A 25,394-nucleotide genomic window follows, 5' to 3' on the forward strand; every position below is an offset into this window, starting at 1 on the left:
GTGAACACCCGCGCGTGCCCCCGATTCTAGCGGGTGCCCGGGGTGGCGCGGCGTTCGTGACGAACTGCGGCCGGGGTGCGCAGGCGCGGCAGCGAGCCGGGGGTCAGGAACAGGTGCCGAGCGTGCGGAGGCTCTGCTCGTTGACCACGAAGTCCTGGGCCGAGGCCGTGGCGGTCGCTCCCCCGTCGGCGACGTCGAGCGAGTCGACCGAAACCCCTTGAGGCAGGTACGACGCGACGCAGACCGTGATCGGCTGCCCGGCCACGCCCTCGAGCAGGCCACCGAGGTCGAGCGAGTTGCCGCCCTGGGTGAGCTCGGCGTCCTGCGGGGTGATCGTGACGTCGGTTCCGGATGCGCTGACCTGCCCGGTCACGCGGTAGCCGACGCTCAGCCCCAGAACGTCCACACTGCCCTCGTAGGAGACGTCGCCGTCGCCGAGCGCGAGCTGCGCGTCGCCGGGAAGCGTGACGACCGCGTCGACCGCGGACTGGTCGAGCGAGATCGAGGCGCGGATGTCCTCGACGGGCTGCGTCAGGTCGGTGGGCACGCCGGTCGCCACGACGTGGGCGGCGATCGGGATGCCGCTGACCGTGAGCGACGGAGCATCCAGCGTGACCTCGCCGAGCCGGCCGGCGGCCACCTGGGCGAGGAAGGAGAAGCCGGCGATGGACACGTCGACGTCGCCGTCGACGTTCTCGGGAAGCTGCTCCTCGATCTGGGTCGCCGCCTCGTTCTGGGCGTAGGCGCGGAAGGCGATGTCGGCGACGACGAGCGCCACGGCGAGCAGCACGAGCACCGCGAGGAGCACCCACGGCCAGCGGCGGCGGCGGCGGGGGGCGGGCGCGGTCTCGCCGGGCAACGTCTCGGTGGTCATGAGTTCATACTGCCCGGTCGACCCGATGCGCGCCTGCCCGGCGCTCCGGGCACCGGCGCCGCACCACTACATGCGGTCGGGCGCCGAGACGCCGAGCAGCTCCAGGCCGTTGCGGATGACCTGGCTGACTACATGCGGTCGGGCGCCGAGACGCCGAGCAGCTCGAGGCCGTTGCGGATGACCTGGCCGGTGGCGTCGTTCAGCCAGAGGCGCGTGCCGTGGATCGGCGCGAGCTCCTCGTCGCCGAACGGCAGCACCCGGCAGGCGTCGTACCAGCGGTGGTAGTAGCCCGCGAGCTCCTCGAGGTAGCGGGCGACCCGGTGCGGCTCGCGCAGCTCGGCGGCGTGCGCCACCACCCGGGGGAACTCCTGCAGCGCACCCAGCAGCGCCGTCTCGGTGGGGTGCACGAGCAGAGACGGCGCGAAGTCGGCGCGGGTGACCCCGGCGTCCGCCGCGTTGCGGGCGACCGAGCGGGTGCGGGCGTGCGCGTACTGCACGTAGAAGACGGGGTTGTCGTTGGTGCGCGAGCGCAGCTTCTCGCCGTCGAGAGAGAGCGGCGAGTCGGCCGGGTAGCGGCCGAGCCAGTAGCGCAGCGCGTCGGCACCGAGCCAGTCGAGCAGGTCGTCGAGCTCGATGATGTTGCCCGCGCGCTTGGACAGCTTCGCGCCGTTGAGGTTCACCAGCTGGCCGATCAGCGCCGTGAGCGTGTCGGGGTCGTCGCCGGCGGCTGCCGCGAGGGCCTTCAGGCGGCCCACGTAGCCGTGGTGGTCGGCGCCGAGCAGGTAGATCTTCTCGCCGAAACCCCGGTCCTTCTTGCTGAGGTAGTAGGCCGCGTCGGCCGCGAAGTAGGTGACCACACCGTTGCCGCGGGTGAGCACCCGATCCTTGTCGTCGCCGAAGTCCGTCGTGCGCACCCAGACGGCGTCATCGGCCTCGAAGACGTGGCCCTGAGCCCGGAGGCGCGCCTCGGCGTCGTCGATCGCGGTCAGGCCGGTCTGCGCATCCGGAGCATGCAGCGTGCGCTCGGAGAAGAACACGTCGAAGTGCACGTGGAAGTTCGCCAGCGACTGCTTGATCTCGGCCAGCTGGTACTCGTAGGCGAGATCGCGGGCGATGGCCAGCGCCTCGTCGTCGGGCTTGTCGAGGAGGTCGGGCACGGCCGCCAGCACGCGCTGCGCGAGGGTCTGGATGTAGGGGCCCGGGTAGCCCTTCTCGGGCGTCGGCAGGCCCTTGGCGGCGGCGAGCACCGAGAGGCCGAAGGTGTCCATCTGGCTGCCGGCGTCGTTGATGTAGTACTCGGTCGTGACCTCGGCACCGGATGCGCGGAGCACGCGCGCGATCGAGTCGCCGAGAGCGGCCCAGCGGGTGTGGCCGATGTGCAGCGGCCCGGTGGGGTTCGCCGAGACGAACTCCATGTTGATGGTGTGGCCGGCGAGCACGGCGTTGTGCCCGAACGACTCGCCCGCCTCGACGACGGTGCGCGCGATCTCGCCGGCGGCGGCCGCGTCGAGGGTGATGTTGATGAAGCCGGGGCCGGCGACGTCGACGGCCGAGACGCCGTCGATGCGCTGGATCAGCGGCGCCAGCTCGAGGGCGAAGTCACGCGGGTTGGTGCCGAGGCGCTTGGCCAGCTTCATCGCGATGTTCGAGGCCCAGTCGCCGTGGTCTCGGTTGCGGGGGCGCTCCACAGTGGTGTCGGACTCGGTGATCGACACGTCGGGCACACCGGCCAGGCGGTCGCTCACGATGGCGAACAGAGCGGCGGAGAGGGCTTCAGGAGTCACGGCGTACGATCCTACCGCCCGGGGCGGTTCCGGACTGATCGAGCCCGGCCGCGCAGGTCACCGCGTGCGGCGACGGATGCTCAGCCCAGCTGCACCAGGCGGTCGATGTCGTCGTTCGGCAGCACGTCGACGACGGCCGAGACCTCGAGGCGGTCGAGCCTGAGGTAGCCGCCGTGGTTCGTCAGGAATGCGGTGTCGCTCGCGTCGCGGCCGGTGGCGATGCGCAGCAGGGAGTCGCGGGGCGCCAGCGTGGTCGCGTCGACCACCTGCCATTCGCCGTCGATGTGCGCCTCGGCGACCGCGTGGAAGTCCATGGGATAGAGGCCCGGGGCGTAGACCGAGGCGAGGCGTGCCGGCACGTCGAGCGCGCGCAGCAGCGCGATCACGAGGTGGGCGTAGTCGCGGCAGACGCCCTGGCGCAGGAGCAGGGTCTGCACCGCTCCGTCGGTGGGAGCGCTGGAGCCGGGCACGTAGCTGAGCTCCTCCCCCACCCACGAGCTCACCGCGGTCAGCAGGTCGCGGCCGGCGAGACCGCGGAACTCGGCCTGTGCGGTCGGCAGCAGGGTGTCGCTCTCGCAGTACCGGCTGGGGCGGAGGTAGCGGATGAGGTCGACCGTCTCGGTCGGCGCCGGCACCGTGCGGCCCTCGGCGGTGGCCTCGTAGCGGGCGGAGAAGCTGCCGGGCTGCACGTCGAACACGTGCAGTCGGGTGCCGTGCTGGTCGAGCACCGTCTCGAAGTCGACGGGCTCGCCGTCGAGGCGGTACTCGATCACCTCGCGGGAGAGCTCGGCGCCCTCGGCGGCGGCGATCGAGAACACGACGGTGGTGGCGCGATCGATGGTGGCGTCGATCGCGGCGGTGACGGAGCGCTGCATGCGTCGTTCCTCTCGGGTCGGGGAGGTGTGGCGGTGGCGGTACCGGTGTGGCGTGTGGCGGACGTGACGGCTGTTGCCTGCTAATCTGTTCAGGCACCCCGGGCCCCCATAGCTCAGGGGATAGAGCGTCTGCCTCCGGAGCAGAAGGCCGTAGGTTCAAATCCTACTGGGGGCACAGATACCCTCGGGAAACCAGAAGTCCGCCTCAGCATCGCTGCGGCGGACTTCTCGCTTTCCGGGCCTGCGCTCGCTCTAGACGAGGCGCACGAAGTAGTAGCTGCCCCAGAGGCCCGTGGCATGGGTGACGTAGCGGCCCCAGTCGGGCGAGTGGATGACTCCGCCACTGCCGTCGTAGATGCCGATGTGCGCGCCGGGCCAGACCACCAGGTCGCCGGCCTGGGCGTCCTGAGCCGAGACCCGCACGCCCATGGCGGCCTGGTTGCTCACCATGCGGGGCAGCGAGATGCCGAACTGACCGTAGACGTACTGGGTCAGGCCGTCGCAGCCGAAGGAGTCGTTGGGGTTCGCACCCCAGCCGTAGGGCACCACGCCGACGAACTGCTCGGCGTACGCCACCACGGCGGCGCCGCTGTAGGACTGCGCGGGCGGGCTGACGACGATGCCGCCGCCACCGCCACCGCCCCCGCCGGAGCCGCCGGAGCCGCCGCTGGACGACCCGCCACCACCGCCGGACGACGAGCCGCCCTCGTCGGAGCCGCCACCGCTGCCGCCACCCGAGCCACCGGCGTTCTGCGCTGCCTCCTCGGCCGCCTGCTGCGCCGCGGCCTCGGCCGCCGCCGCTGCGGCCGCCGCCTGCTCCTCGGCGATGCGCCGCTGACGCTCGGCCTCCACGCCGTCGTTGTACTGCGACTCGGTGGTGTCGGCCGCGGCCTTCAGCACCTTCACCTGCACCGTGAGCTCGGCCTGGTGGGCCTCCTGCTCGAGCAGGGCCGACTGCACGGCCTTCTGCGCGTCGATCGCGGACTGCAGCGAGACCTTCGCCGCGTCGGCGAGCTTCTGCAGCTCGGCCTCCGCGACCTCGGCCTGCTCGGTCAGTGCCGTGGCCGTGTTCTGGTCCTGCTTGGCCGCCGTGAAGACCTCCTGCGAGGTCTCGGAGAGCTTGGACATGGTGCCGAGCTGGTAGAGCAGGTCGTCGCTGCCCGAGCCGGAGACCATCAGCTGCGAGGTGAGGTCGTTGCCGGCGCTCCGGGCGAACTGGGCGGCGAGGCCGGCGGCGCGCTTCTTCGACGCCTCGGCGTCGGCAGCGGCCTGCTCGGCCTGGGCTTTCAGCGACTCGGCGGCCCGGGTCTTGTCGGCCAGCGCATCCTGAGCGGCCTTGTCGGCGGCCCAGGCCTCGTCGGCCGCGGCCTTGGCCTGGTCGACCTGCGTCTGCAGGCCGGTGATCAGGCCCTCGAGCTCGGCGACCTTGCTCTGCGTGGCGCTCTGGCTGGCACGCGCGGCGACGACGTCGTTCCACGACGGGTAGTCGGTGGCGGCGGCCGGCGAGGCGATGAACAGGCTCGTGGCGAGGGCGGCAGCGGTCGCGAGGGCCGCGACGGCGGGCGCCCGGCGGCGACGGGCGGACGTGGGGTCGAGCGGCATGGGAGGACCTCTGATGATCGGGTGACGCGTCGACTCGAGTAACTCCAGTCACACACGCAACATCAACAACTTCGATCACAGTAGCAACACGCCGACGACAATGACAGTCCGGAGGGCAGGGCGGACGTAGGGTTCGGCGCTCGGGCCGGCGCCGGCTGGCAGGTGCTCAGGCGGTGCCGGCCCGCGGATGCCGCCGGGTGCCGCAGGGCGCTCAGGCCGCGACGGCGAGGGCGGGCTCGGTGACCGCGGCGAGCAGGGCGCCGAACTGGCCGCGCACCGCTCCCGGGTCCTCCGGGTGCCACTGCACGCCGAGCACCGGCGCCTCGCGGTGCGCGATCGCCTCGACGAGCCCATCGTGCGCGACGGCGGCCACGGCGAGTCCGCTGCCGAGCCGCGCCACCGCCTGGTGGTGGGCGCTCTGGGTCGAGACGACCCGGCCGAGCCGGTCGATCAGCGACCCGGCGAGCACGGTGCCGGCGGTCAGCTCCACGTCGTGGGTCGACATCACGCGCTCGATGGGCTCGCCGTCGCGGCGGTGGGACGAGCCCTCCCCCAGGTCCTGCACGAGGGTGCCGCCGAGCGCGACGTTGATGATCTGGTGACCGCGGCAGATGCCGAGCAGCGGCGTGCCACGGTCGACGGCCCGCCGGGCGATCGTGAGCTGCGCCTCGTCGGCGCGCTCGGCGTGCCGGCCCTCGGCACGGTAGCCGCGGGCGGCGCCGTAGTACTCCGGCGCGATGTCCTCGCCGCCGAGCAGCACCACGGCGTCGGCGCGATCGGTGCGGGCGAGGGTCTCGACCACGGAGGTGTCCTCGGCCGCGACGACCTCGACCGTCCAGCCCGAGGCCTGGGACACGGCGACGGCCCGGCGCATCAGCATCGTCGAGTACGCGTGGTACTCCGGCGCGTGCGGCCGGTGGGCCGTCACGGTGACGATGCTGAGGGTGCGGGCGGTGGTCATGGCTCAATCCTGTCGAGTGGCGGCGGCACGTGCATCCGCTCGTGTCATGCGGCGCAACACAGGGAGTTCGTCGCGAGCACCGCATGCGACTGGAGGGGATCGGATGTCACCTGCCGCCGCGCTCCGACCCACCCGGGAGGCTCCCGGGAATCTCTCGGACAGCGCACGGATTCGTAGCGGCCCCGGCCCCCTCCCTCCTAGACTTCACGCAATGAGACAGCCCCTCCCGGCCCACGCGTCCGCGCGAGCGCCGCACCGCCTCCTCGCCCGGATCGGCGCCTCCGCCGGCGCGATCGCCCTCACCGCGCTCGCCCTCGTCATGGCCCCGGCCCAGCCCGCCCTGGCCGGCGACCCGGTGTCGCTCGACGGCCGCTACGTGGTCGACGAGGCGGGTGTGCTCGGCGGCTCCACCGCCGAGGTGCAGGACGCGATCGACACCCTCGCCACCGAGCAGGGCGTCAACCTCTTCGTCATCTACACCGACAGCTTCGAGAACCCCTCCGACCGGCAGCAGTGGGCCAGCGAGACCGCCCAGCTGAACCAGCTCGGCACGAACGACGTGCTGCTCGCCGTCGCCGTCGACGACCGGCTCTACCAGCTCTCGGTCGACTCCGGCTTCCCGCTGGATGACCAGCAGCTGCAGAGCATCGAGACCGACGACATCGTGCCGCAGCTGCGCGAGGGCAACTGGGCCGGCGCCGCCGTGGCGGCCGCCCAGGGTCTCGACGGCGCGCTCGGCGGCAGCGGATCGGTCGACGGCACCGCCGACAGCGACGGGGCTGGCCTCCTCGGCGGCTTCATCTGGGTGGTCGCGATCCTCGTCATCCTGCTCGTCGGCGCCGTCGTGATCGCGCTCGTGCTGCGCCGCCGCCGCACCCTCGACAAGGCCGTAACGGCCCAGGCGCAGGCCGCCGGTCCGAGCCAGAAGGAGCTCGACCAGAAGGTCGGCGCCCTGCTCGTCGAGCTCGACGACGCCGTCACCTCGAGCACCGAGGAGCTCGGCTTCGCCGTGGCGCAGTTCGGCGCCGAGGCCACGGCCCCCTTCCAGACCGCGCTCACCGAGGTCAAGACCGAGTTGTCCCGCGCCTTCACCATCAAGCAGAAGCTCGACGACGCCGAGCCCGACACCGATGAGGAGCGCCGGGCCTGGTCGCTCGAGATCATCGAAATCTGCGAGAAGGCGGATGCACGGCTCGACTCCGAGGCCGAGGCCTTCGACGCCCTGCGAGACGTCGAGCGCGACCCCGCGCCGGCCCTCGCCGAGGCGCGGAGCGAGCTCGCCGACTCCGAGACTGCCCCGGCCGAGGTGCGGGAGCGTCTGACCGCACTCGGCGCGAGCTACGACCCCGCCGCGCTCGGCACCGTCGAGGGCAGCGCCGAGCAGATCGAGAAGCTCCGTGCCTTCGCCACTGCTCAGCTGTCCGAGGCCGAGCAGGCCATCGCGGCCGGCCGCACGGGCGAGGCCGCGGTGCAGATCCGCGCCGCACGCCAGGCCTCGGCGCAGGTGCGCACGCTCGCCCTCGCCGTGCTCACGCTCGAGAAGAACCTCCGCGAGGCCTCCGCCGGGCTCGCCGCCGCGATCGCCGACGCCGAGTCCGACCTCGCCGCCGCCGCGCAGCTCGAGGCGAGCCGCCCCGGCACCGGCATCGCCGGCCTGTCGGCCGCGGTGGGCGTCGAGCTCGAGCGGGCGCGCACGACCGGCGCCCGCGACCCGCTGAACGCCCGGCAGTCCCTCGAGCGTGCCGACGCGCCGCTCGATCAGGCGCTGGCCGCCGAACGCACCGAGCGCGAGCGTCAGGCGCGCATCCTGAGCCAGCGCGACCGGGCCATCAGCTCGGCCGAGAGCCAGGTCGCGTCGACGGCGCAGTTCCTCGAGACGCGCCGCGGCGCGGTGGGGCCGGATGCACGGACCCGCCTCTCGGAGGCCCAGCGCCACCTCGACCAGGCGCACGCCCTCGCCACGACCGACCCCGAGGGCTCGCTCCGCGAGGCGACCACCGCGGCCGAGCTCGCGACGCGCGCGGCCGCGTCGGCCCAGCAGGACGTGTCGTGGGCGCAGTCCAGCGAGAGCAGCTGGGGCGGGGGCGGCAGCTGGTCGAACAGCGGCAGCCGGCGCAGCGGCGGCGGCGACGACTTCGGCGGGGCCCTGCTCGGCGGCATCATCGGCAGCATGCTCGGCGGGGGCGGCGGAGGCGGCTCCTCGTACCGCGGCGGCTTCGGCGGCGGCTCGTCGCGGCGCGGTGGCTTCGGGGGCGGCGGCTTCGGCGGCGGCAGCCGGCGCTCGAGCGGCGGCAGCTTCGGCGGCGGAGGCCGGCGCGGCGGCGGCGGTCGCTTCTAGCTCTTGCAGTATCAGAATCCATCGGCACCACCAGAAGGAGACAGGATGTCCAAGCAGTCGATTTTCGGTCGCATCGCGCAGCTCGCCAAGGCGAACATCAACGCGCTGATCGATCAGGCCGAAGACCCCCAGCTCATGCTCGACCAGCTCGTGCGCGACTACACCACGAACATCGCCGACGCCGAGAGCGCCATCGCTCAGACCATCGGCAACCTGCGCCTGCTCGAGGACGACCACCGCGAAGACGTGGCGGCCGCCTCCGACTGGGGCCGCAAGGCCCTCGCCGCGAGCCAGAAGGCCGACGAGTTCCGCAGCGCCGGCAACACCGTCGACGCCGACAAGTTCGACGCGCTCGCCAAGGTCGCGCTGACCCGCCAGCTGCAGTCCGAGAACGAGGCGAAGGACGCCGAGCCGTCGATCGCCAGCCAGACCGAGTCGGTCGAGAAGCTGAAGTCGGGCCTCGCCGCGATGAAGGAGAAGCTCAACCAGCTGAAGTCCAAGCGCGACAACCTCGTCGCCCGGGCCAAGACCGCCGAAGCGCAGAGCCAGGTGCAGTCGGCGCTGAAGAACATCGACGTGCTCGACCCCACCAGCGACCTCGGCCGCTTCGAGGAGAAGATCCGTCGCGAGGAGGCCCGCGTGCGTGGCCAGGAGGAGCTGAACGCCTCCAGCGTCGACGCCCAGTTCGAGAGCCTCGACGACCTCGGCGAGCTGACCGAGGTCGAGGCCCGTCTCGCGGCGCTGAAGGCGGGCTCGGGCAGCGGGTCGCGCGCCGTCACGAGCGGCGAGTAGGCACGGCGATCGCGGTGAGCACGCGGGCTGGGTGGCGGTCGTGAGCGCGACCTTCGTGGTCGTGCCGAGCTGGCAGGGCTCCGGCTCGAGCCGGGCCATGCGGCTGATCGACGGCGCGGAGGCGGTGCGCGGCGACCTGCCCGCCGCCGCCACCCGCGTCGTCGAGGTGCCGCAGGGCGCGGGCGAGTCGCTCGACACCGGCGTGCACCGCTTCTCGTCGATCGCCGCGATCGCGCAGGCCACCGAGGCCGTGCTCGCCGACGCCCCGGGCACACCGATCCTCGTCGGCGGCGACTGCGGTGTCGAGTTCGCGGGCATCCGGCACGCCGCCTCGGTCGCCCGCCGGTCGCCCGACGCCCGGCTCGCGGTGGTCTGGTTCGACGCGCACGCCGACCTCAACACCCCGCAGAGCTCGCCGTCGGGCGCGTTCCACGGCATGGTGCTGCGGGCGCTCCTCGGCGGCGGGCCGGCCGAGCTCTCCGACCCGTCCGGCACGGGTGCCGTCGCACCGGTGCTCGAACCCGCGCAGGTGGTGCTCGCGGGGGCCCGTGCCCTCGACGACGCCGAGGCCGAGTACGTCGCCGAAGCGGGCATCCGGATGCTCGGGCCCACCGAGCTCGCCGACCCCGCCGCCCTCGTCGAGACCCTCGTGGCCTCCGGTGCCACCGAGGTGTACCTGCACGTCGACCTCGACGTGATCGACCCGGGCGAGATCGAGGGCGTGCAGTTCCCCGAACCGTTCGGGCTGCCGGTCGCGGAGCTCGTGACGGCCATCCGCGCGGTGCGTGAACGGTTCCCGCTCACGGGCGCCGGCATCACGGAGTTCGCGCCGTCGACCCCGGAGGCTGCGGTCGACGACCTGCCGGCCATCCTCCGCATCGTCTCGGCGCTGGTGCGCTGAGCAGCACCGGCCAGGCACCAGCCCGCCGCACCCTCCGCACCGACCGAGGTGCGACCCGCACCATCAGACGCACGACCCGAGAAGCACCAGGAGCAGCTGTGACCCAGGAATACGACCTCATCGTCATCGGAGCCGGCGCCGTCGGCGAGAACGTCGCCGACCGCGCCGCCCAGGGCGGCCTTTCGGTGGCCCTCGTCGAGGCCGAGCTGGTCGGCGGCGAGTGCTCCTACTGGGCCTGCATGCCGTCGAAGGCACTGCTGCGCGCCGGCGAGGTCGTGCGCGCCGCCCGGGCCGTGGGCGGAGCGAAGGAGGCCGTGACCGGCGAGGTCGACGCCGCCGCCGTGCTGGCCCGCCGCAACTCGTTCACGAGCGACTGGAACGACAGCGGTCAGGTCGACTGGGTGAAGGGCGCGGGCATCGACCTCGTGCGCGGCCACGCGGTCTTCACTGGCGTCAAGACGCTCGCCGTGACCGCCGGCGACGGCAGCACCACCGAGCTGCGCGCCCGCCACGCCGTGACGGTCTCGACCGGCTCGGTCGCCCTGCTGCCCGACATCCCCGGGCTCGCGGAGGCCGCGCCGTGGACGAGCCGCGAGGCCACCAGCGCCCAGACGGTCCCGCCCCGCCTCGCGGTCGTCGGCGGCGGCGTGGTCGCGGTCGAGATGGCCACGGCCTACGCGACGCTCGGCTCGAGCGTCACCCTCGTCGCCCGCAGCGGCCTGCTGGCGAACCAGGAGCCCTTCGCGGGCGAGCTGGTGGCGGATGCCCTGAAGGAGCTCGGCGTCGACCTGCGCCTCGGCGACTCCCCCGAGCGCATCGAGCGCGACGACGACGGCGTCGTGCGCACCACGCTCTCCGACGGCAGCACCATCGAGTCGGAGGAGATCCTGATCGCGACCGGTCGACTCCCCCGCACCGGTGACCTCGGGCTCGAGACGATCGGACTCACCCCCGACGAGTGGCTCGACGTCGACGACACGATGCTCGTGCTCGGCGCCGACGGCTCTCCCCTCGAGGGCGAGTGGCTCTACGCCACCGGCGACGTGAACCACCGCGCGCTGCTCACGCACCAGGGCAAGTACCAGGCCCGCGCCGCCGGAGACGTGATCGTCGCCCGCGCGAAGGGCGAGACCGTCGACGACGCCCCGTGGGGCCGGCACGTCGCCACCGCCGACCACCGCGCAGTGCCGCAGGTGACCTTCACCGATCCGGCGGTCGCCTCGATCGGGCTCACCGCGAAGGCCGCCGAGGAGGCGGGGCTGACCACCACCGTCGTCGACTACGAGATCGGCAGCGTCGCGGGCGCCGCGGTGCACACCGACGGCTACAAGGGAACCGCCCGGATCGTCGTCGACGACGACCGTCAGGTGATCGTCGGCGCCACCTTCGTGGGGCCCGACGTGCAGGAGCTGCTGCACTCCGCGACCGTCGCCGTCGTGGGCGAGGTGCCGATGAAGCGGCTCTGGCACGCGGTGCCGTCGTATCCGACGATCAGCGAGGTGTGGCTGCGCCTCCTCGAGGGCTACGGACGGAAGAGCGCATGACGGCCAGCGAGAGCACCTCCACCACCGGGGCCGCCGAGACCGGGACCGCACCCGGCGGGCCGATCATGGAGCGCGTGCGGAGCATCCTGTATTACCCGCCGGTGGCCCGCGCGGGGTATCTGTACGCCACCGCGGTCGCCGCGACCTACGGCACCGTGCTCGGCACCGGGCGCGTGCGCCGGGTCGAGGACGGCCTGATCGTCTGCACCGGGCTGCCGAAGTGGGCCTTCAAGCGCGGCGGAACCTGCGTCGGCGGCGTCTACCTCACCGACCGCAACGATGCCCCGCACGTGCTGCGGCACGAGGCGGTGCACCGCCACCAGTGGAAGAAGTACGGGCTGATGTTCCCGTTGCTCTACGCCCTGGCCGGCAGCGACCCGCTGCACAACCACTTCGAGATCGAGGCCGGCCTCGAGGACGGCAACTACCTGCCGCGCCCGAAGAAGAACTAAACCGCGAGGTGCTCCGCCGGCACGGCCTGGCCGAGCCAGACGCAGATCTCGTCGCCGTCGAGCTCGAGCTCGCCCGTCGACATCTCGCCGATCCACGCGGTGACCGCGCGGCCGAGGGCCTGACCGGGAGCGCAGGCGAGGCCCGTGCCCATGGCGCCGCTGCGCACGTCGCGCGGCAGCCAGGTGACGGTGACGCGCTCGGGCGTCGCGATCGGGTCGATCTCGGCGGCGGTGGGCACCTCCACGAAGACCTGCCCGCGGGCGCGGTGGCCGAGGGTGGCGACGAGGGCCCTCAGGGCGTCGAGGTCGGCCTCGGTTCCGGCGAGGAGCACGCGGCCGGAGGCACGGGAGACGAGGGTGGCGTCAGAGGCGATCGAGTACATGTCCTGATGAGTATAGGCATGCCTTACTTAGGATTGCCACACCTACGGCGTTCGTACAGGATGCAGGCGCCGGAGCACCCCGGCTACCACTGCGGCGGGTGGATACGCCCCCACCGCAGCCGGCGCTCGAGCTGCGCGCCGAGCGCGAGCAGTGTGGCCTCTCCCCCGGGCCGGCCGATCAGCTGCGCCCCCATCGGGACGCCACCCTCCGTGCGGTGCACGGGCAGCGTGATCGCCGGGAGCCCCGCCACGTTCACGTAGGAGGTGAAGGGCGCGTACTCGACCTGCTGGGCGAAGTTGCGCTCCCCGTCCTCCCGGTCGTACCAGCCGACCGGCCGGGGCGTGAGCGCGAGCGTCGGTGTGAGCACCGCGTCGAAGCGGTCGAACTGGCGCACGATCGAGCGCTCGAAGCGCGAGAGCGTCGCGAGGGCCGCCACGAGCTCCGACGTGGGCAGGGCGCGACCCCGGTGCATCAGCCAGCGGGTGAGCGGCTCGAGCAGATGCTCGGTGGTCTCGTCGGCCGGGAGGGTGGAAGCCCCGGCCTGCCAGATGGTGCGGAACGCGGGCCCGTAGTCCGGGGCCGGTTCGAGCGCGAACTCCTCCACGCCGTGCCCGAGCGAGGCCAGCGTGTCGCGGGCGACGGCGAGAGCATCCGTCGCCGCCGGATCGAGCCGGATCTCCTGCACGAGCTCCCAGGGGGTGCTCGTCGTGACGCCGATGCTGAAGCGGCCCTCGCCCCGCACGGCGGCACCGAGGAAGAGCCCGTCGTCGTAGGCGGGCGGGCGGAGGGTGTGGGTGTGGCGGATGCGGTCGCCGGTGCGGGCGATCATGCCGTCCAGGAGCAGGGCGGCGTCGACGACCGTGCGGGCGATCGGGCCGGCGACCGGCAGCCCGGCGAGCGAGTCCTGCCCCGATCCGGCCGGGACGAGGCCACGCGAGGGCTTCAGCCCGACCAGCCCGCAGGCGGCCGCCGGGATGCGGATCGAGCCGCCGCCGTCGGAGCCCGGCGCGAACGGCAGCAGGCCGGCCGCGACCGCCACGGCCGCTCCCCCGCTCGAACCGCCGGCGCCGAGCGCCAGGTCGTAGGGGTCGCGGGCGGGCGGCGCCACGCTGCTCTCGGTGTAGCCCGTCAGCCCGAACTCGGGCGTCGCCGTCTTGCCGAGGCTCACCGTGCCGGCGGCGTCGAGCTGCAGCGCGAGCTCGTCCGACTCCGACGGCACGAACTGCTCGAACAGGCGCGAGCCGAAGGTGGTGCGCACGCCGGCCCGGCGCACCAGGTCCTTGTCGGCCTGGGCGAGCCCCCAGAGCAGCGCGGTGCGGTCGTCGGAGGAGTCGAGCATCCGGGCCCGCTCGCGTGCGGCGTCGGCCGTGACCGTGTGGAACGCGCCGAGGGACGGGTTCAGGCGCTCGATGCGCTCGAGGTAGTGGTCGACGGCTTCGAGCACCCCGAGTTCGCGGCGCTGCAGCAGCCGGTACTGCTGCAGGGCACCGAGTTCATGGATCTGCGTGGGCACGAGTTCCCCTACTTCAGCGACTTCTGCAGCAGCACCGTGCCGAGCCAGTGCTCGAACTTGAAGCCGACCCGGCCGAGCCGCCCGACCTCCTTGAAGCCGAAGCGCTCGTGCAGCGCGATCGACGCCTCGGCGCCCTGGTCGGCGATGACCGCGAGCATCTCCTTGATGCCGGCCTTCTTCGACCGGTCGATCAGCTCGCCGAGCAGCACCTTCCCGAGACCCTTGCCGGTGGCTGCCGGACCGAGGTAGATCGAGTCCTCGACCGTGCGACGGTAGGCCGCCTTCTGCTTCCAGGCCGAGACGTAGGCGAAGCCGAGCAGGGTGCCGCTGGGTGAGACCGCCACGATGAAGGGGTAGTTCGCCTTCTGCGTCCAGGCGAACTTGTGCCGCCACTCCTTCAGGGTCATGGCGTCCTCGTCGAAGGTCACGACCGTGTTGGCGACGTAGTGGTTGTAGATCTCGCGGATGTACGGCAGATCGCTCGCCACCGCATCCCGCAGCTCGTACTCGAACGGCACCTCGAGCGGGGGCTTCTCGGTGGGGGCGGGGCGCAGCGCGCGGGGCAGCTGACGGCGCGGCTGGTACTCCTCTTCCAACATGTCGTTCAGCCTACCGAGCGCCTGGTACCGAGCAGCTCAGCGCACCGTCCAGTCCACGGGCGCGGCACCCTGCTGCTCGAGCAGCGCGTTCACCCGGCTGAACGGCTTCGAGCCGAAGAAGCCGCGCGAGGCCGACAGGGGGCTCGGATGCGCGGACGAGACCACGGGCACCCCCTCGAGCATCGGCTCCAACCGGGCCGCGTCCCGCCCCCAGAGCACCGCGACGAGCGGCGTGCCCCGACCCGCCAGCACCCGGATGGCGTGCTCCGTCACCTCTTCCCAGCCCTTCCCGCGGTGCGACGCGGGCTCCCCGGGCAGCACCGTCAGCACCCGGTTCAGCAGCATCACGCCGGCCTCGCCCCACGACGACAGGTCGCCGTGCTCGGCGGGCGGCAGCCCGAGGTCGTCGTGGAGCTCCCGGTAGATGTTCGCGAGGCTCCGCGGCACCGGGCGCACGTGGCGTTCGACGGCGAAAGAGAGGCCGATCGGATGCCCGGGCGTCGGGTACGGGTCCTGCCCCACGATGAGCACCCGCACTCCGGCGAGCGGCGCGCGGAAGGCCCGCAGCACGTCGTCGCCGGCCGGGAGGTAGGGCCGCCCGGCCGCGACCTCGGCGCGGAGGAAGTCGCCCATCGCGGCGATCCGCGGTGCCACGGGCGTGAGGGCCTCGGCCCAGCCCGCGTCGATCAGTCCGTGCTCGGCCAGCTCGCCGAGCGACTGCCCGTGAGCGCTCACGCCCGGTCGGCGCCGGCCGTCGAGACGCGCACGCTGCCCGAGTCGGGCGTGACCTTCCAGACACTGCCGCGGCCGACGACCCGCAGGGGGCCCTCGCCGATGACGAGGCCGGTGTGCTCGTCGATCGCCACGCCGCCGTCGACGAGACCCGCCTCGGTGGCGGCGATCAGGCGCGAGACGGAGCCCCACTGGGCGGCGTGCACGTCGACCGCGAGGTCGATCAGGCCGAGGCCCTCGGCGACGGTGAGCTGCTCGAGGTCTTCGGAGGCCTCCTCGGCCCCGATCTCGACCTCGTCGATCTTCCAGCCGCCGACGATCGCGCGTTCGGCCACGATCGCGGCACCGGCCGAGAAGCCGAGGTAGGGCACGCCCGAGGCGACGAGGCGCCGCAGCTCGAGGAAGGAGGGCTCGAGCGACTGGCGGTAGGCGGGCGTGAGGCCGCCCCAGACGACGATGCCGTCGACGTCGGCGAAGGAAGCCGGCGCGATGGGCGCGTTCTCGGGGGCCAGCACGGCGACCGGCTCGATCTTGCCGAGCAGCTCGAAGGCCGACACGAGCTCGGCGTACTTCTCGGGGGCGTCGCCGTCGCGCACGAGCACGATCGCGAGCTTCGCGCCCTCGAGCTTGCCGGCCGCCTCGGCGTGGGCGGCGAGCTCGTCGAAGAACGGGCGGTACACCGCGCCCTCGTCCTCGACCGGCCAGCCGCCGCCGATCAGGTGGATGCTCACGCCTCGAGCGACCGCTCGTCGCCCACGGGAGGGTGCGCCGACCAGGGGAAGACGATCCAGCGGTCGGTGGTCTTCCAGTGGAAGTCGGGCGCGATCACCGAGCGCGGCTTGATGTAGAGGGTGGCCGACTTCACGGTGATGTCGACCTTCTCGAGCAGCTCCACGACGAGGGCCAGGGTGCGGCCCGAGTCGGCGACGTCGTCGACGAGCAGCACGTTCTTGCCGATCAGCGGCTCGTTGTCGAGCAGCGGGGGCAGGATGATCGGCTCGGGCAGCGTCTCCTCGACGTCGGAGTAGAACTCCACGTTCAGGCTGCCGCAGCTCTTCACGCCGAGGGCGTAGGCGAGCGCGCCGCCGGGGATGAGGCCGCCGCGGGCGATGGCGATCACGAAGTCGGGCTCGAAGCCGCTCTCGACGATGTCGCGGGCGAGCGAGCGGGACGCGTCACCGAACTCGAGCCAGCCGAGCACCTCCCGCTCGGGAGCGGCCGGGGCCTCCTCGGCGGCCGGGGCGGCCGTGACGGCCGCCGATTCGTCGAGGGACACGTCGTCTGAGGCCGAATTCATGGAGGCAACGCTATCGGTAATCCGCCCACCGGGACGACCCGGCCGCTAGCATCCGTTCATGACCCGCGCCGTCACTCCCGCCGCCCCCTCCGCCCGCGGCGCGCTGGGCGTCTCGGCCTCCCTGATCGGCTTCCTGTTCGCGGTCGAGCTGACCAGCGGCATCCTGCAGGGCTACTACGTGCCACTGATCTCCGACCTGGTGCAGCATCTCGGCATCCGCGACGCCGACTTCAACTGGTTCGAGGCGGCGCAGCTGCTGCTCTCGGCCCTCGTGGTGCCGGTGCTGGCGAAGCTCGGCGACATGACGGGCCACAAGCGGATGCTGCTGGTCGCCACCGTGGTGACCGCTGGCGCCAGCTGGTGGCTCGTCGTCGCGAACGACTTCACGAGCTTCCTCGTCGCCTGGGCGCTGCAGGGCTTCTACGTGGTGTGGCTGCCGCTCGAGGTCGCCCTGATCTTCGACCGCGGGCGCCGCTCCGGCCGGGCTGCCTCCCAGACCCGCCGGGCCGCCGGCCTCCTCGTCGTCGCGCTGGAGACCGGGGCGATCGTCGGGGCGCTGGCGGGCGGCGTCGTGTTCACCGCCCTCGGCGGCGACGTCGGCCTCACGCTGATGATCCCCGCGATCGCCGTGACCCTGGTGTTCTTCGTCATCCTGTTCGGCGTGCCCGAGTCGACGCCGGAGCCCGGGAAGCGCACCCTCGACGTGGTCGGCTTCACGATGCTCACCATCGGCCTGCTGCTGATCACGAGCGGTCTCACCTTCCTGCGGGTCAACGGCCCGGGGGCCTGGTGGGTCTGGGCGCTGATGCTCGCGGGGGTGCTGGCGTTCATCCCGTTCGGGCGCTGGGAGCTGCGGCAGAAGGATCCGGCGATCGATCTCCGGGTGCTCCGCCAGCCGTCGATGTGGCCCGTGCAGCTCACGGCCGGCCTTGTGGGCATCAGTCTGCTCGGCGCCCAGGCGCCGCTCAGCACCTTCGCCGGCACCGATCCGGCGAACGGCTACGGCCTGGGGCTCGCCGCCACGAGCCGCTCGATCCTGATCGGCGCCTACCTGCTCTCGATGATCGTCGGCGCGCTGCTGTTCCCCCTGGTGTCGAAGCGGTCGAGCCCGCGGGTGGCGCTGATCGGGGCCACCTTCCTGGTGGCGATCGGCTACGCCCTCTTCCTGCCGTTCCACCAGGAGACCTGGCAGGTGGTGACGAACATGGTGATCGCCGGGCTCGGCTCGGGCGCGCTCGTCGGGGCGCTGCCCGCCGCGGCCGCCGCCGCTGCACCAGCGGGGCAGACGGGGATCGCCGCCGGGCTGACGAACACGACCAAGACGATCGGCGGATCGTTCGCCTCGGCCGTGTTCGCGGTGGTGCTGTTCCACGGGGCGTCGACGGTGGTGGGGTCGACCGCGTCGAGCCTCTCGGGCTACCTCGTGGTCTGGGCGATCTGCGCCGGCGGGGCGCTGGCGGCCGCGGTGCTGCTGTTCTTCGTGCCGAAGCTGGCGTTCGCCGATCCGGCTCCGGATGCGCGGCCGGCGGTCGCCCCGGTCAGCTCTCCTTGACCTTCAGCTCGCCGCGGGCGATCTTGTGCACCGCCGACTGGGCGACCGGCTTCACGATCACGAGGTCGAGGCTGACGTGCGCGGGCATCCCGAGCATCATCGCGATGGTGGCCGCCACGTCGTCGGCGCTCAGCGGGTCGGCCACGTTGTCGTAGACCGAGTCGGCGCGCTCCTGGTCGCCGCGGAAGCGGTTCAGCGAGAACTCCTCCGTCTTCACCATGCCGGGGGCGACCTCGAGCACGCGGATCGGCTCACCGCTGAGCTCCAGCCGCAGCACGTCGACCATCGAGTGCACCGCGAACTTGGAGGCGTTGTACCCGCCGCCGCCCTCGTAGGAGAAGTGCCCGGCGGTCGAGGAGACCATCAGGATGTCGGCGGAGCCTCCCGGCTCGACGCCGGCCCGCAGGAGCGGCAGCAGAGCGGCCGTGACACGCTTGACCGCGAGCACGTTGATCTCGAACATCCACCGCCAGTCGTCGGCGTCGCTCTTCTCGACGCTGTCGAGGCCCATGGCCCCACCGGCGTTGTTGACCAGCGCGTTCACGCCCCCGGTCGAGGCGAGGAAGTCCCGCAGTGCGTCGACGTCGGCAGCCTCCGTCAGGTCGGCGACGAACACCTCGCAGCCGGTCTCGGCCGCCAGCTCCTCGAGCCGGTCGGCCCGGCGGGCCACTCCGACGACGCTCCAGCCGTCCTGACGCAGCCGGCGCACCGTCGCCGCCCCGATGCCCGAACTCGCCCCTGTCACTACCGCGCGCTTCATCAGCGAACCTCTCCGACCGGGACCGCCCCGGTCCCTTCCGTGCCTACAAAGGTAGTGTGAAGAGGGTGACTCTTCCTGCCACCCCTGCTGAGCGGGCCCCCTCCCGGCCCAAGCGCGAGCCGCTCTGGGACAACGCCCGCTTCGTCGCGATCCTGCTGGTGGTGACGGGTCACGCGATCCTCAAGCTGATCGCCGAGTCGGACACGGCCTACGGCGTCTACCTCTTCATCTACGCCTTCCACGTGCCCGTCTTCGTGGCCGTGGCCGGCTACTTCGCCAAGTCGGATGCTCCGGGCCCGAAGCAGCTGCGCCGCATCGTCACCGACCTCGTGCTGCCGTACCTGATCTTCGAGACCATCTGGTCGGTCATCCACTCGATCGTCTCCGGCTCGCTCTCCTTCGACTACGTCGTGCCCTCGTGGACGCTGTGGTTCCTGCTGGCCCTCATCATCTGGCGCGTCTCGCTGCCTTACCTCGCCCTGCTGAAGCATCCGCTGCTGATCGCGATCGCCATCTCGGTGGCCTCGGGCTACCTACCGGGCATCGGCGGCGTCTTGGCGCTCGATCGCACCCTCACGCTGCTGCCCTTCTTCGTGCTGGGCTGGCGGCTGCGGCAGCTCCCGCTGACCGCGATCTGGCTGCGGGCGTCCGTCGGCACCGTGCGGCTGGTGCGGGCGGGGGCGATCCTCGTCTTCGCCCTGCTGGCGCTGGTGATCGCGCTGAACGTTCCGCTCCTCCGTGAGATCAAGCTGCGGCGCTTCCTGCTGTTCGAGGAGGCCTACCCCGCCTTCGGCTACGACGAGTGGTGGGCCGGGGCGGTGCGGCTCGGCGTGATCGCCCTGGCGGGCATCCTGATCTTCGCCTTCCTCGTGCTGATGCCCCGGAGCGCCACCTGGTTCTCACCGCTCGGCCAGGCGACCATGTACGTCTACCTGCTGCACTCGTTCGTGCTCTACCCCATCCGCGAGTCGGGCTTCCTGAGCGGCCCGCAGAGCGACCTGCTGCTGCTCGGGATGATCGTGTTCAGCATCCTCCTCACCCTCCTGCTGGCCTCGAAGCCTGTGCGCCGGGTCACCCGGCCGCTCGTCGAGCCGCGCGCCCGCTGGCTGTTCGTTACGCCCCGCGTCACGCGCGATTGATCGCGGGTCGCGGCGGCCCTACTCTCCAAGACATGAGCGATTCCGCAGCGAACTGGAAATTCGAGACCAAGCAGATCCACACCGGCGCGCAGCCCGACCCGACGACGAACGCACGGGCGACGCCGATCTACCAGACCACCTCGTACGTCTTCAACGATGCCGACCACGCGAAGAACCTGTTCGCCCTGGCCGAGTTCGGCAACATCTACACGCGCATCCACAACCCCACGCAGGACGTCGTGGAGCAGCGGGTCGCGGCACTCGAGGGAGGCACGGCAGCGCTGCTGGTGGCCTCGGGTCAGGCGGCCGAGACCTTCGCCGTGCTGAACATCGCGCAGGCGGGCGACCACATCGTCTCGTCGTCGTCGATCTACGGCGGCACCTACAACCTGTTCAAGTACACGCTCGCGAAGCTCGGCATCGAGACCACCTTCGTCGAGGACCAGGACGACGCCGAGGAGTGGCGTCGCGCCGTGCGCCCGAACACGAAGCTGTTCTTCGCCGAGACGATCGGCAACCCGAAGATCAACATCCTCGACATCGAGCTGGTCTCGGGCGTCGCCCACGAGAGCGGCGTGCCGCTGATCGTCGACAACACGATCGCGACCCCGTACCTCATCCGTCCGTTCGAGCACGGCGCCGACATCGTCGTGCACTCGGCCACGAAGTTCCTCGGCGGTCACGGCACCGTCATCGGCGGCATCATCGTCGACGGAGGCCGCTTCGAGTGGTCGAAGAACACCGAGAAGTTCCCGGCGCTCACCGAGCCCGACCCCTCGTACCACGGCGTCAGCTACACCGGCGCCCTGGGCGACCCGATCGCGTACATCATCAAGGCGCGCGTGCAGCTGCTCCGCGACCTCGGCGCCTCGATCGCGCCGGCCAGCGCCTGGCAGCTGATCCAGGGCATCGAGACGCTGTCGCTGCGCATCGAGCGGCACGTGCAGAACGCCCAGGAGATCGCGGAGTGGCTCGACGCCCACCCCGACGTGGCCACCGTCTACTACGCCGGCCTGCCCTCGAGCCCCTGGTACGCGGCTGCCAACAGGTACGCCCCAAAGGGTGTGGGTGCGGTGCTCAGCTTCGAGTTGAAGGGCGGCGTCGACGCCGGGGCCCGCTTCGTCGAGAGCCTGTCGCTGTTCAGCCACCTGGCGAACATCGGCGACGTGCGCTCGCTCGTCATCCACCCCGCATCGACCACGCACTCGCAGCTGACGCCGGAGCAGCAGCTGACCGCGGGCGTGACCCCCGGCCTCGTGCGGCTCTCGGTCGGCCTGGAGAACATCGACGACCTGAAGACCGACCTCGAGCAGGGTCTCGAGGCCGCCCGCCAGGTGGTCGCGGCCAACGCCGTCTGACCGTCATCTCCCACCGGGGGCCCGGCGCGCGTAACAATCGCGCGCCGGGCCCCCTTCTCGTGCAGAATCGACAACGACATGGACTGGCAGACGAACGAGGACACGGTTCCGAGCGGCTTCGTCACCGACGCCCAGATCCGGTCGGTGCTCGGCAAGCCGCCCGCCTCCGGGGCGTGGCGGGTCGGTGACCCGGTGGGCCGGCGCTCGTTCGCGGCGATCGGCGACGTGGTCTTCGAGACCGGTGAGACCGTGCCGAACGTGCAGATCGCGTATCAGAGCTACGGCACTCTCTCCCCCGCGCGGGACAACGCGGTGCTCGTGCTGCACGCCCTCACGGGCGACAGCAACCTGAACCATCCGGCCGAGCCCGGGCATCCGACCGACGGCTGGTGGCCGGGGCTCGTGGGGCCGGGCCTGCCGATCGACACCGACCGCTGGTTCGTGATCGCCCCGAACATGCTGGGCGGCTGCCAGGGCACCACCGGCCCCTCGTCGATGGCGCCCGACGGGGCCGAGTGGGGCGCGCGCTTCCCGTTCACCACCATCGTCGACCAGGTGCGGGCGCAGCACGCGCTCTCCGAGGCGCTCGGCATCGACCGCTGGGCGGCCGTCGTGGGCGGCTCGATGGGCGCCATGCAGGTGCTCGAGTGGGCGGTGCGCTACCCGGAGGCGATGGAGCGGATCGCCGTGATCGCGGCGCCGGCCTTCAGCTCGGCCGACCAGATCGGGCTGAACTCGGTGCAGGTGCAGGCCATCCGCGCCGACCCCGCCTTCAACGGCGGCGACTACTACGACGCCGCCGACGGTGACGGGCCGCACCACGGACTGGCGCTCGCCCGACGGATGGCGCTGCTGAACTACCGGAGCCCGAGCGAGCTGAACGACCGGTTCCGGCGCAGCTGGCAGAGCGGCCTCGACCCGCTGGGCGGCGGCGGCCGGTTCGCGGTCGAGTCCTACCTCGACTTCCACGGCAACAAGTTCACCCGGCGGTTCGACGCCAACAGCTACATCACGCTCGTCGAGGCGATGAACTCGCACGACCTCGGCCGTGGCCGGGCGGGCGTGCAGGCCGCCCTCGAGTCGGTGCGGGCGACGGCGCTCGTGGTCGGCATCGACAGCGACCGGCTGTTCCCCGTCGCCGACCAGGAGCTGATCGCCCGGCACCTGCCGAACACCCTCGACGGCGACCGGCCCGTGGTGATCGAGTCGAAGTTCGGCCACGACGGGTTCCTGATCGAGTTCGACGTGGTGGGGCGGGAGATCGCCAGGCTGCTGGCGGCATGAGAAAACCGGGGGCCGCCGCAGCGACCCCCTGAGCAGAGAAAACCGGGGGCCGCCTCAGCGACCCCCGGTGCATTTCCCCCCGGAACTGCCTCCAGCTTAGCGACAAGTGTCGACTTCTTCATCGCCCCCGTTGTGGGGAGGCCCGCCTGTACTATTCAGACTGTGCCCAGGACCGACCGTGAACGGCGAAAGCTCCTCACCCGGTCGGCGCGCGATCTCGGCATCCTGTTCACCGGCGCCTCGCTCGGATCGGTGGTGCTGGCGAACCTCGGCCGGCTCGAGCAGATCGCCGTTCCGGTGGTGCTGTTCGCCCTGACCGGGCTCGGCTTCTACCTCGTCGGCAGCGCCCGCTCCCTGCTCTGGCCGGGCATCGTCTACGGCCTCAGCCTGCTGACGCTCGGGAGCTTCGCCCTCTCCGACACCCTCATCCCCGACGTGGCCACGACAGGCGCCGTGACGTTCTTCGCGTCCACGGCGATCCCCACGCTCATCCTCACCGTCGCGACCACGCGCCGCCTGCTCTGGATCGTCGTGCCCGCCTACCTCCCCGTGCTCGCGATCACGACCGTCATCACCTGGCCGACCGGCCGGGCGCCGTTCGTGATCGTGTCGATCGTCGCCGGCTGGGTGGCCCTGTTCATCACCGCGACCTGGCTGTCCGCGAGCCTCCGTCGCGCCTTCGGAGGCATGGCCCGCCTCGGCCGGGCCCACGCCGTGGAGCGCCAGGCGAGCGAGTTCGAGGCGCAGCGCCGGCGCAGCGCCCGCCTGCTGCACGACACCGTGCTCGCGACCCTGACGCTTCTGGCGCACTCGGGCATCGGCGTGAAGCCCGAGGCCCTGCGCAAGCAGGCCGGTGAGGACGCCCGGCTGCTCCGTCAGCTCCGCCTCGGCGGCACCCCGATGCCCCGCTCCTCGGGCGGCTACACGCTCGAGCACGTCGAGACGGGCGACCTCGGCCACACGCTCGAGTCGGTCAAGCAGCGCTTCGGGCGGATGGGGCTGCAGGTCGCCTGGCATGGCAGCGGCCAGATCCTGCTGCCCTCGCACGTGCTCGACGCCTTCCTGCTCTCGCTCTCCGAATGCCTCGAGAACGTGCGCCGGCACGCCCAGGTGGGCTCGGCCGACGTCACCATCTCCGAGGACGACACCTCCGTGCGGGCCATGGTGACGGATGCGGGGGTCGGCTTCGACCTCGACACCGTCGACATCGAGCGGCTGGGCCTCGCCGAATCGGTGATGGCCCGGGTGCGCGACGTGGGCGGCAAGGTGCGGCTGTTCTCCTCCCCGGGCGCCGGGACGACCGTGGTGCTGGAGGTGCCGAAGTGACGGATCAGGATCAGGCGGAGCAGCAGCAGCCGGTGCGCCCGACCCCCGTCACCTTCACGCCCGGCGCCGGCACGCGCAGCCGCATGCGCAGCGCCGACCCCGACGGAGCACTCACCCAGCTCGTGCGGGCGAGGCGCCTCGGCCCCGACGCGGTCGACGCAGTGCGCCAGGGCATCGCCCGCGACTCGCGCCTCGGCATCGGCTACCTCGGCATCGGGGCCGTGATCATCGGCGCCCTGCTCGTGCTGCGCGGCCTGTTCTCGTTCGGCTGGACCTACGACCGCAACGAGCTCGTCGGGTTCAGCATCGCGGGCTGGCTGATCGTGATCGGCTCGTTCGCCGCGGCCGTGGTGATCGCGCGGCGCACCCGGGGCAGCCTGCCGTCGGCGGCGTGGATCGCGCTGCTCGCGGCCGGCGCGGTCGCCCTGACCCTGGACCACGTCGCCGTCTGGAACTCCCCCGACACGAACTACGTCTCCGTGCCGATCGGGGTGGGTGCGACCCTGCTCGCCTGCTCCACCTTCCGCCCGGTGAACCAGGTGCTGCTGGCCGCCATCGGGCTCACGGTCGTCGAGCTCGGCAACATCGTGGTGGTCGCCCTGATCGACCCCGACGGCGTCGCCTACACCGGCCAGCAGGTGTCCCTCGCCGTCGCCCCGCTGTTCGCCGGCGTGATCGTGGTGCGCTCCTTCGGCCGCCTGGTGCAGCGCGAACTCGACCGCACCGTCGCCGAGAGCACGATCACGGCCCCCCGCTACGGTCTGGGGCTCCTCGCCTCGGCCGAGCTGGCCCGCCTCGACCTCGCCGCCGAGGAGCTGCTGCAGGATGTCGCCAGCGGCCGCACGACCCTGCCGCTGGACCGCTCGGAGGCGGCCACCGCATCCGGACTCGCCACCGACCTGCGCCGCCTGCTCGTCGCGGGGCGGCGCGAGACCTGGCTGCATCACGCCGTCGCCGACTCCGAGTACCTCGCCTCCGCCGTGCGGCTGACCGACCCCGACGGGCTCGCCGGCTACCTCGAGGCCGGCCAGCGCGACGGACTGCTCTCGACGGTCTGGCTGATCGTCGACGAATCGGGCCGCTACACGCCCACCATCGATGTCGAGATCGGGCGGCCCGGCTCCCTCAGCGGACCCGACGCTCTGGATAGGATGGTGCTCCCGATAGCCATGTCGGTCGGCGGCATCCCCCGGCGCCGCATCGACCCGGCTGTCTGGTCGGCACTATCCCGAGTCGGCCAGTACTCCGTCGACGGCCGCACCGGCCGCCTCCGGGTCAGTGTCGACGCCCACGTTGTCGTGCCGGACGCCTCACGGTGAGCCGGACA

Annotated in this window: 23 protein-coding genes and 1 tRNA gene; 12 read left to right on the top strand and 12 right to left on the bottom strand. The window is 72.1% G+C overall.

Features of this window, described 5'->3' with window-relative positions; all coding sequences use genetic code 11:
- Positions 1–103: 103 nt before the first annotated feature.
- From HQQ85_RS04145 to HQQ85_RS04155, 3 genes are all read right to left on the bottom strand, one after another.
- Positions 104–874, bottom strand: coding sequence for a DUF2993 domain-containing protein (locus HQQ85_RS04145; RefSeq protein WP_173181214.1), 771 nt, complete (start codon positions 872–874; stop codon positions 104–106).
- Positions 875–1,002: 128 nt separating this feature from the next.
- Positions 1,003–2,658 carry an arginine--tRNA ligase gene (locus HQQ85_RS04150; protein ID WP_173181215.1) on the bottom strand — a complete coding sequence of 552 codons (1,656 nt, stop codon included), beginning with the start codon at positions 2,656–2,658 and terminating at the stop codon, positions 1,003–1,005.
- An 80-nt stretch (positions 2,659–2,738) separates the two neighbouring features.
- Positions 2,739–3,533: a transglutaminase family protein gene (locus tag HQQ85_RS04155; protein ID WP_173181216.1), complete on the bottom strand. Its 795-nt coding sequence runs from the start codon at positions 3,531–3,533 to the stop codon at positions 2,739–2,741.
- A 102-nt stretch (positions 3,534–3,635) separates the two neighbouring features.
- On the opposite strand from HQQ85_RS04155, the gene HQQ85_RS04160 reads away from it, so the two are divergent.
- A tRNA-Arg gene (locus HQQ85_RS04160) sits at positions 3,636–3,708 on the top strand.
- A gap of 77 nt (positions 3,709–3,785) precedes the next feature.
- Here HQQ85_RS04160 and HQQ85_RS04165 read toward each other — a convergent pair.
- A complete protein-coding gene (locus HQQ85_RS04165) occupies positions 3,786–5,135 on the bottom strand; it encodes an NlpC/P60 family protein (RefSeq protein ID WP_173181217.1) in 1,350 nt (449 codons plus the stop codon).
- A gap of 211 nt (positions 5,136–5,346) precedes the next feature.
- Positions 5,347–6,096: a gamma-glutamyl-gamma-aminobutyrate hydrolase family protein gene (locus tag HQQ85_RS04170; protein WP_173181218.1), complete on the bottom strand. Its 750-nt coding sequence runs from the start codon at positions 6,094–6,096 to the stop codon at positions 5,347–5,349.
- A gap of 211 nt (positions 6,097–6,307) precedes the next feature.
- On the opposite strand from HQQ85_RS04170, the gene HQQ85_RS04175 reads away from it, so the two are divergent.
- The 5 genes from HQQ85_RS04175 (at position 6,308) to HQQ85_RS04195 (ending at position 12,123) form a co-directional block, all read left to right on the top strand.
- Positions 6,308–8,434, top strand: coding sequence for a TPM domain-containing protein (locus tag HQQ85_RS04175; RefSeq protein ID WP_173181219.1), 2,127 nt, complete (start codon positions 6,308–6,310; stop codon positions 8,432–8,434).
- A gap of 45 nt (positions 8,435–8,479) precedes the next feature.
- The gene (locus tag HQQ85_RS04180; protein ID WP_173181220.1) at positions 8,480–9,226 is read left to right on the top strand and encodes a PspA/IM30 family protein; all 747 of its coding nucleotides are present in this window, start codon (positions 8,480–8,482) and stop codon (positions 9,224–9,226) included.
- A gap of 40 nt (positions 9,227–9,266) precedes the next feature.
- Positions 9,267–10,127: an arginase family protein gene (locus HQQ85_RS04185; RefSeq protein WP_371741754.1), complete on the top strand. Its 861-nt coding sequence runs from the start codon at positions 9,267–9,269 to the stop codon at positions 10,125–10,127.
- A gap of 98 nt (positions 10,128–10,225) precedes the next feature.
- Positions 10,226–11,671, top strand: a complete 1,446-nt coding sequence (locus HQQ85_RS04190; RefSeq protein WP_173181221.1) for an NAD(P)/FAD-dependent oxidoreductase — start codon at positions 10,226–10,228, stop codon at positions 11,669–11,671.
- 65 nt (positions 11,672–11,736) lie between these two features.
- The gene (locus HQQ85_RS04195) at positions 11,737–12,123 is read left to right on the top strand and encodes a Fe-S oxidoreductase (RefSeq protein ID WP_173181712.1); all 387 of its coding nucleotides are present in this window, start codon (positions 11,737–11,739) and stop codon (positions 12,121–12,123) included.
- On the opposite strand, the gene HQQ85_RS04200 is transcribed toward HQQ85_RS04195, so the two are convergent.
- From HQQ85_RS04200 to HQQ85_RS04225, 6 genes are all read right to left on the bottom strand, one after another.
- On the bottom strand, positions 12,120–12,506 hold the full coding sequence (locus HQQ85_RS04200) for an SIP domain-containing protein (RefSeq protein WP_173181222.1): 387 nt from the start codon (positions 12,504–12,506) through the stop codon (positions 12,120–12,122). The two genes, HQQ85_RS04195 and HQQ85_RS04200, sit on opposite strands and share 4 nt — an antisense overlap.
- An 83-nt stretch (positions 12,507–12,589) precedes the next feature.
- Positions 12,590–14,020 carry an amidase gene (locus HQQ85_RS04205; protein ID WP_371741755.1) on the bottom strand — a complete coding sequence of 477 codons (1,431 nt, stop codon included), beginning with the start codon at positions 14,018–14,020 and terminating at the stop codon, positions 12,590–12,592.
- A gap of 8 nt (positions 14,021–14,028) precedes the next feature.
- Positions 14,029–14,619, bottom strand: coding sequence for a GNAT family N-acetyltransferase (locus HQQ85_RS04210; RefSeq protein WP_173181223.1), 591 nt, complete (start codon positions 14,617–14,619; stop codon positions 14,029–14,031).
- A gap of 36 nt (positions 14,620–14,655) precedes the next feature.
- Positions 14,656–15,354, bottom strand: a complete 699-nt coding sequence (locus tag HQQ85_RS04215) for a uracil-DNA glycosylase (protein WP_173181224.1) — start codon at positions 15,352–15,354, stop codon at positions 14,656–14,658.
- Positions 15,351–16,082 carry a peptidase S51 gene (locus HQQ85_RS04220; RefSeq protein WP_173181225.1) on the bottom strand — a complete coding sequence of 244 codons (732 nt, stop codon included), beginning with the start codon at positions 16,080–16,082 and terminating at the stop codon, positions 15,351–15,353. Before HQQ85_RS04220 ends, HQQ85_RS04215 begins: the two co-directional genes overlap by 4 nt.
- Entirely contained in the window at positions 16,079–16,648 is a 570-nt protein-coding gene (locus HQQ85_RS04225; RefSeq protein ID WP_173181226.1) for a phosphoribosyltransferase, read from the bottom strand. Before HQQ85_RS04225 ends, HQQ85_RS04220 begins: the two co-directional genes overlap by 4 nt.
- Positions 16,649–16,706: 58 nt before the next feature.
- Here HQQ85_RS04225 and HQQ85_RS04230 point away from each other — a divergent pair, with 58 nt between their 5' ends.
- Positions 16,707–18,200: an MFS transporter gene (locus tag HQQ85_RS04230; RefSeq protein WP_173181227.1), complete on the top strand. Its 1,494-nt coding sequence runs from the start codon at positions 16,707–16,709 to the stop codon at positions 18,198–18,200.
- On the opposite strand, the gene HQQ85_RS04235 is transcribed toward HQQ85_RS04230, so the two are convergent.
- Positions 18,187–18,960 (bottom strand): SDR family oxidoreductase, encoded by a 774-nt coding sequence (locus tag HQQ85_RS04235; protein WP_173181228.1) that lies wholly within the window; start codon positions 18,958–18,960, stop codon positions 18,187–18,189. The genes HQQ85_RS04230 and HQQ85_RS04235 overlap by 14 nt on opposite strands.
- Before the next feature lie 65 nt (positions 18,961–19,025).
- On the opposite strand from HQQ85_RS04235, the gene HQQ85_RS04240 reads away from it, so the two are divergent.
- The 5 genes from HQQ85_RS04240 (at position 19,026) to HQQ85_RS04260 (ending at position 25,386) form a co-directional block, all read left to right on the top strand.
- The gene (locus HQQ85_RS04240) at positions 19,026–20,099 is read left to right on the top strand and encodes an acyltransferase family protein (protein ID WP_173181229.1); all 1,074 of its coding nucleotides are present in this window, start codon (positions 19,026–19,028) and stop codon (positions 20,097–20,099) included.
- A 32-nt stretch (positions 20,100–20,131) separates the two neighbouring features.
- Complete coding sequence (locus HQQ85_RS04245) at positions 20,132–21,457, top strand: bifunctional o-acetylhomoserine/o-acetylserine sulfhydrylase (RefSeq protein WP_173181230.1); 1,326 nt, start codon at positions 20,132–20,134, stop codon at positions 21,455–21,457.
- Positions 21,458–21,535: 78 nt separating this feature from the next.
- Positions 21,536–22,741, top strand: a complete 1,206-nt coding sequence (locus HQQ85_RS04250; RefSeq protein WP_173181231.1) for a homoserine O-acetyltransferase — start codon at positions 21,536–21,538, stop codon at positions 22,739–22,741.
- 162 nt (positions 22,742–22,903) lie between these two features.
- On the top strand, positions 22,904–24,067 hold the full coding sequence (locus HQQ85_RS04255; protein WP_173181232.1) for a sensor histidine kinase: 1,164 nt from the start codon (positions 22,904–22,906) through the stop codon (positions 24,065–24,067).
- Positions 24,064–25,386 carry a hypothetical protein gene (locus HQQ85_RS04260; RefSeq protein WP_173181233.1) on the top strand — a complete coding sequence of 441 codons (1,323 nt, stop codon included), beginning with the start codon at positions 24,064–24,066 and terminating at the stop codon, positions 25,384–25,386. Before HQQ85_RS04255 ends, HQQ85_RS04260 begins: the two co-directional genes overlap by 4 nt.
- Positions 25,387–25,394: the final 8 nt, after the last annotated feature.

Origin of the sequence: Herbiconiux sp. VKM Ac-2851, from assembly GCF_013205105.1 — a bacterium.
Classification (GTDB): domain Bacteria; phylum Actinomycetota; class Actinomycetes; order Actinomycetales; family Microbacteriaceae; genus Herbiconiux; species Herbiconiux flava.

What these genes read in the sequence shown, in the direction of transcription:
- HQQ85_RS04145 (WP_173181214.1), bottom strand. Translation starts at nt 874, where the DNA reads ATGACCACCGAGACGTTGCCCGGCGAGACCGCGCCCGCCCCCCGCCGC.
- HQQ85_RS04155 (WP_173181216.1), bottom strand. Translation starts at nt 3,533, where the DNA reads ATGCAGCGCTCCGTCACCGCCGCGATCGACGCCACCATCGATCGCGCC.
- HQQ85_RS04165 (WP_173181217.1), bottom strand. Translation starts at nt 5,135, where the DNA reads ATGCCGCTCGACCCCACGTCCGCCCGTCGCCGCCGGGCGCCCGCCGTC.
- HQQ85_RS04170 (WP_173181218.1), bottom strand. Translation starts at nt 6,096, where the DNA reads ATGACCACCGCCCGCACCCTCAGCATCGTCACCGTGACGGCCCACCGG.
- HQQ85_RS04175 (WP_173181219.1), top strand. Translation starts at nt 6,308, where the DNA reads ATGAGACAGCCCCTCCCGGCCCACGCGTCCGCGCGAGCGCCGCACCGC.
- HQQ85_RS04180 (WP_173181220.1), top strand. Translation starts at nt 8,480, where the DNA reads ATGTCCAAGCAGTCGATTTTCGGTCGCATCGCGCAGCTCGCCAAGGCG.
- HQQ85_RS04195 (WP_173181712.1), top strand. Translation starts at nt 11,737, where the DNA reads ATGGAGCGCGTGCGGAGCATCCTGTATTACCCGCCGGTGGCCCGCGCG.
- HQQ85_RS04200 (WP_173181222.1), bottom strand. Translation starts at nt 12,506, where the DNA reads ATGTACTCGATCGCCTCTGACGCCACCCTCGTCTCCCGTGCCTCCGGC.
- HQQ85_RS04210 (WP_173181223.1), bottom strand. Translation starts at nt 14,619, where the DNA reads ATGTTGGAAGAGGAGTACCAGCCGCGCCGTCAGCTGCCCCGCGCGCTG.
- HQQ85_RS04225 (WP_173181226.1), bottom strand. Translation starts at nt 16,648, where the DNA reads ATGAATTCGGCCTCAGACGACGTGTCCCTCGACGAATCGGCGGCCGTC.
- HQQ85_RS04230 (WP_173181227.1), top strand. Translation starts at nt 16,707, where the DNA reads ATGACCCGCGCCGTCACTCCCGCCGCCCCCTCCGCCCGCGGCGCGCTG.
- HQQ85_RS04235 (WP_173181228.1), bottom strand. Translation starts at nt 18,960, where the DNA reads ATGAAGCGCGCGGTAGTGACAGGGGCGAGTTCGGGCATCGGGGCGGCG.
- HQQ85_RS04245 (WP_173181230.1), top strand. Translation starts at nt 20,132, where the DNA reads ATGAGCGATTCCGCAGCGAACTGGAAATTCGAGACCAAGCAGATCCAC.
- HQQ85_RS04250 (WP_173181231.1), top strand. Translation starts at nt 21,536, where the DNA reads ATGGACTGGCAGACGAACGAGGACACGGTTCCGAGCGGCTTCGTCACC.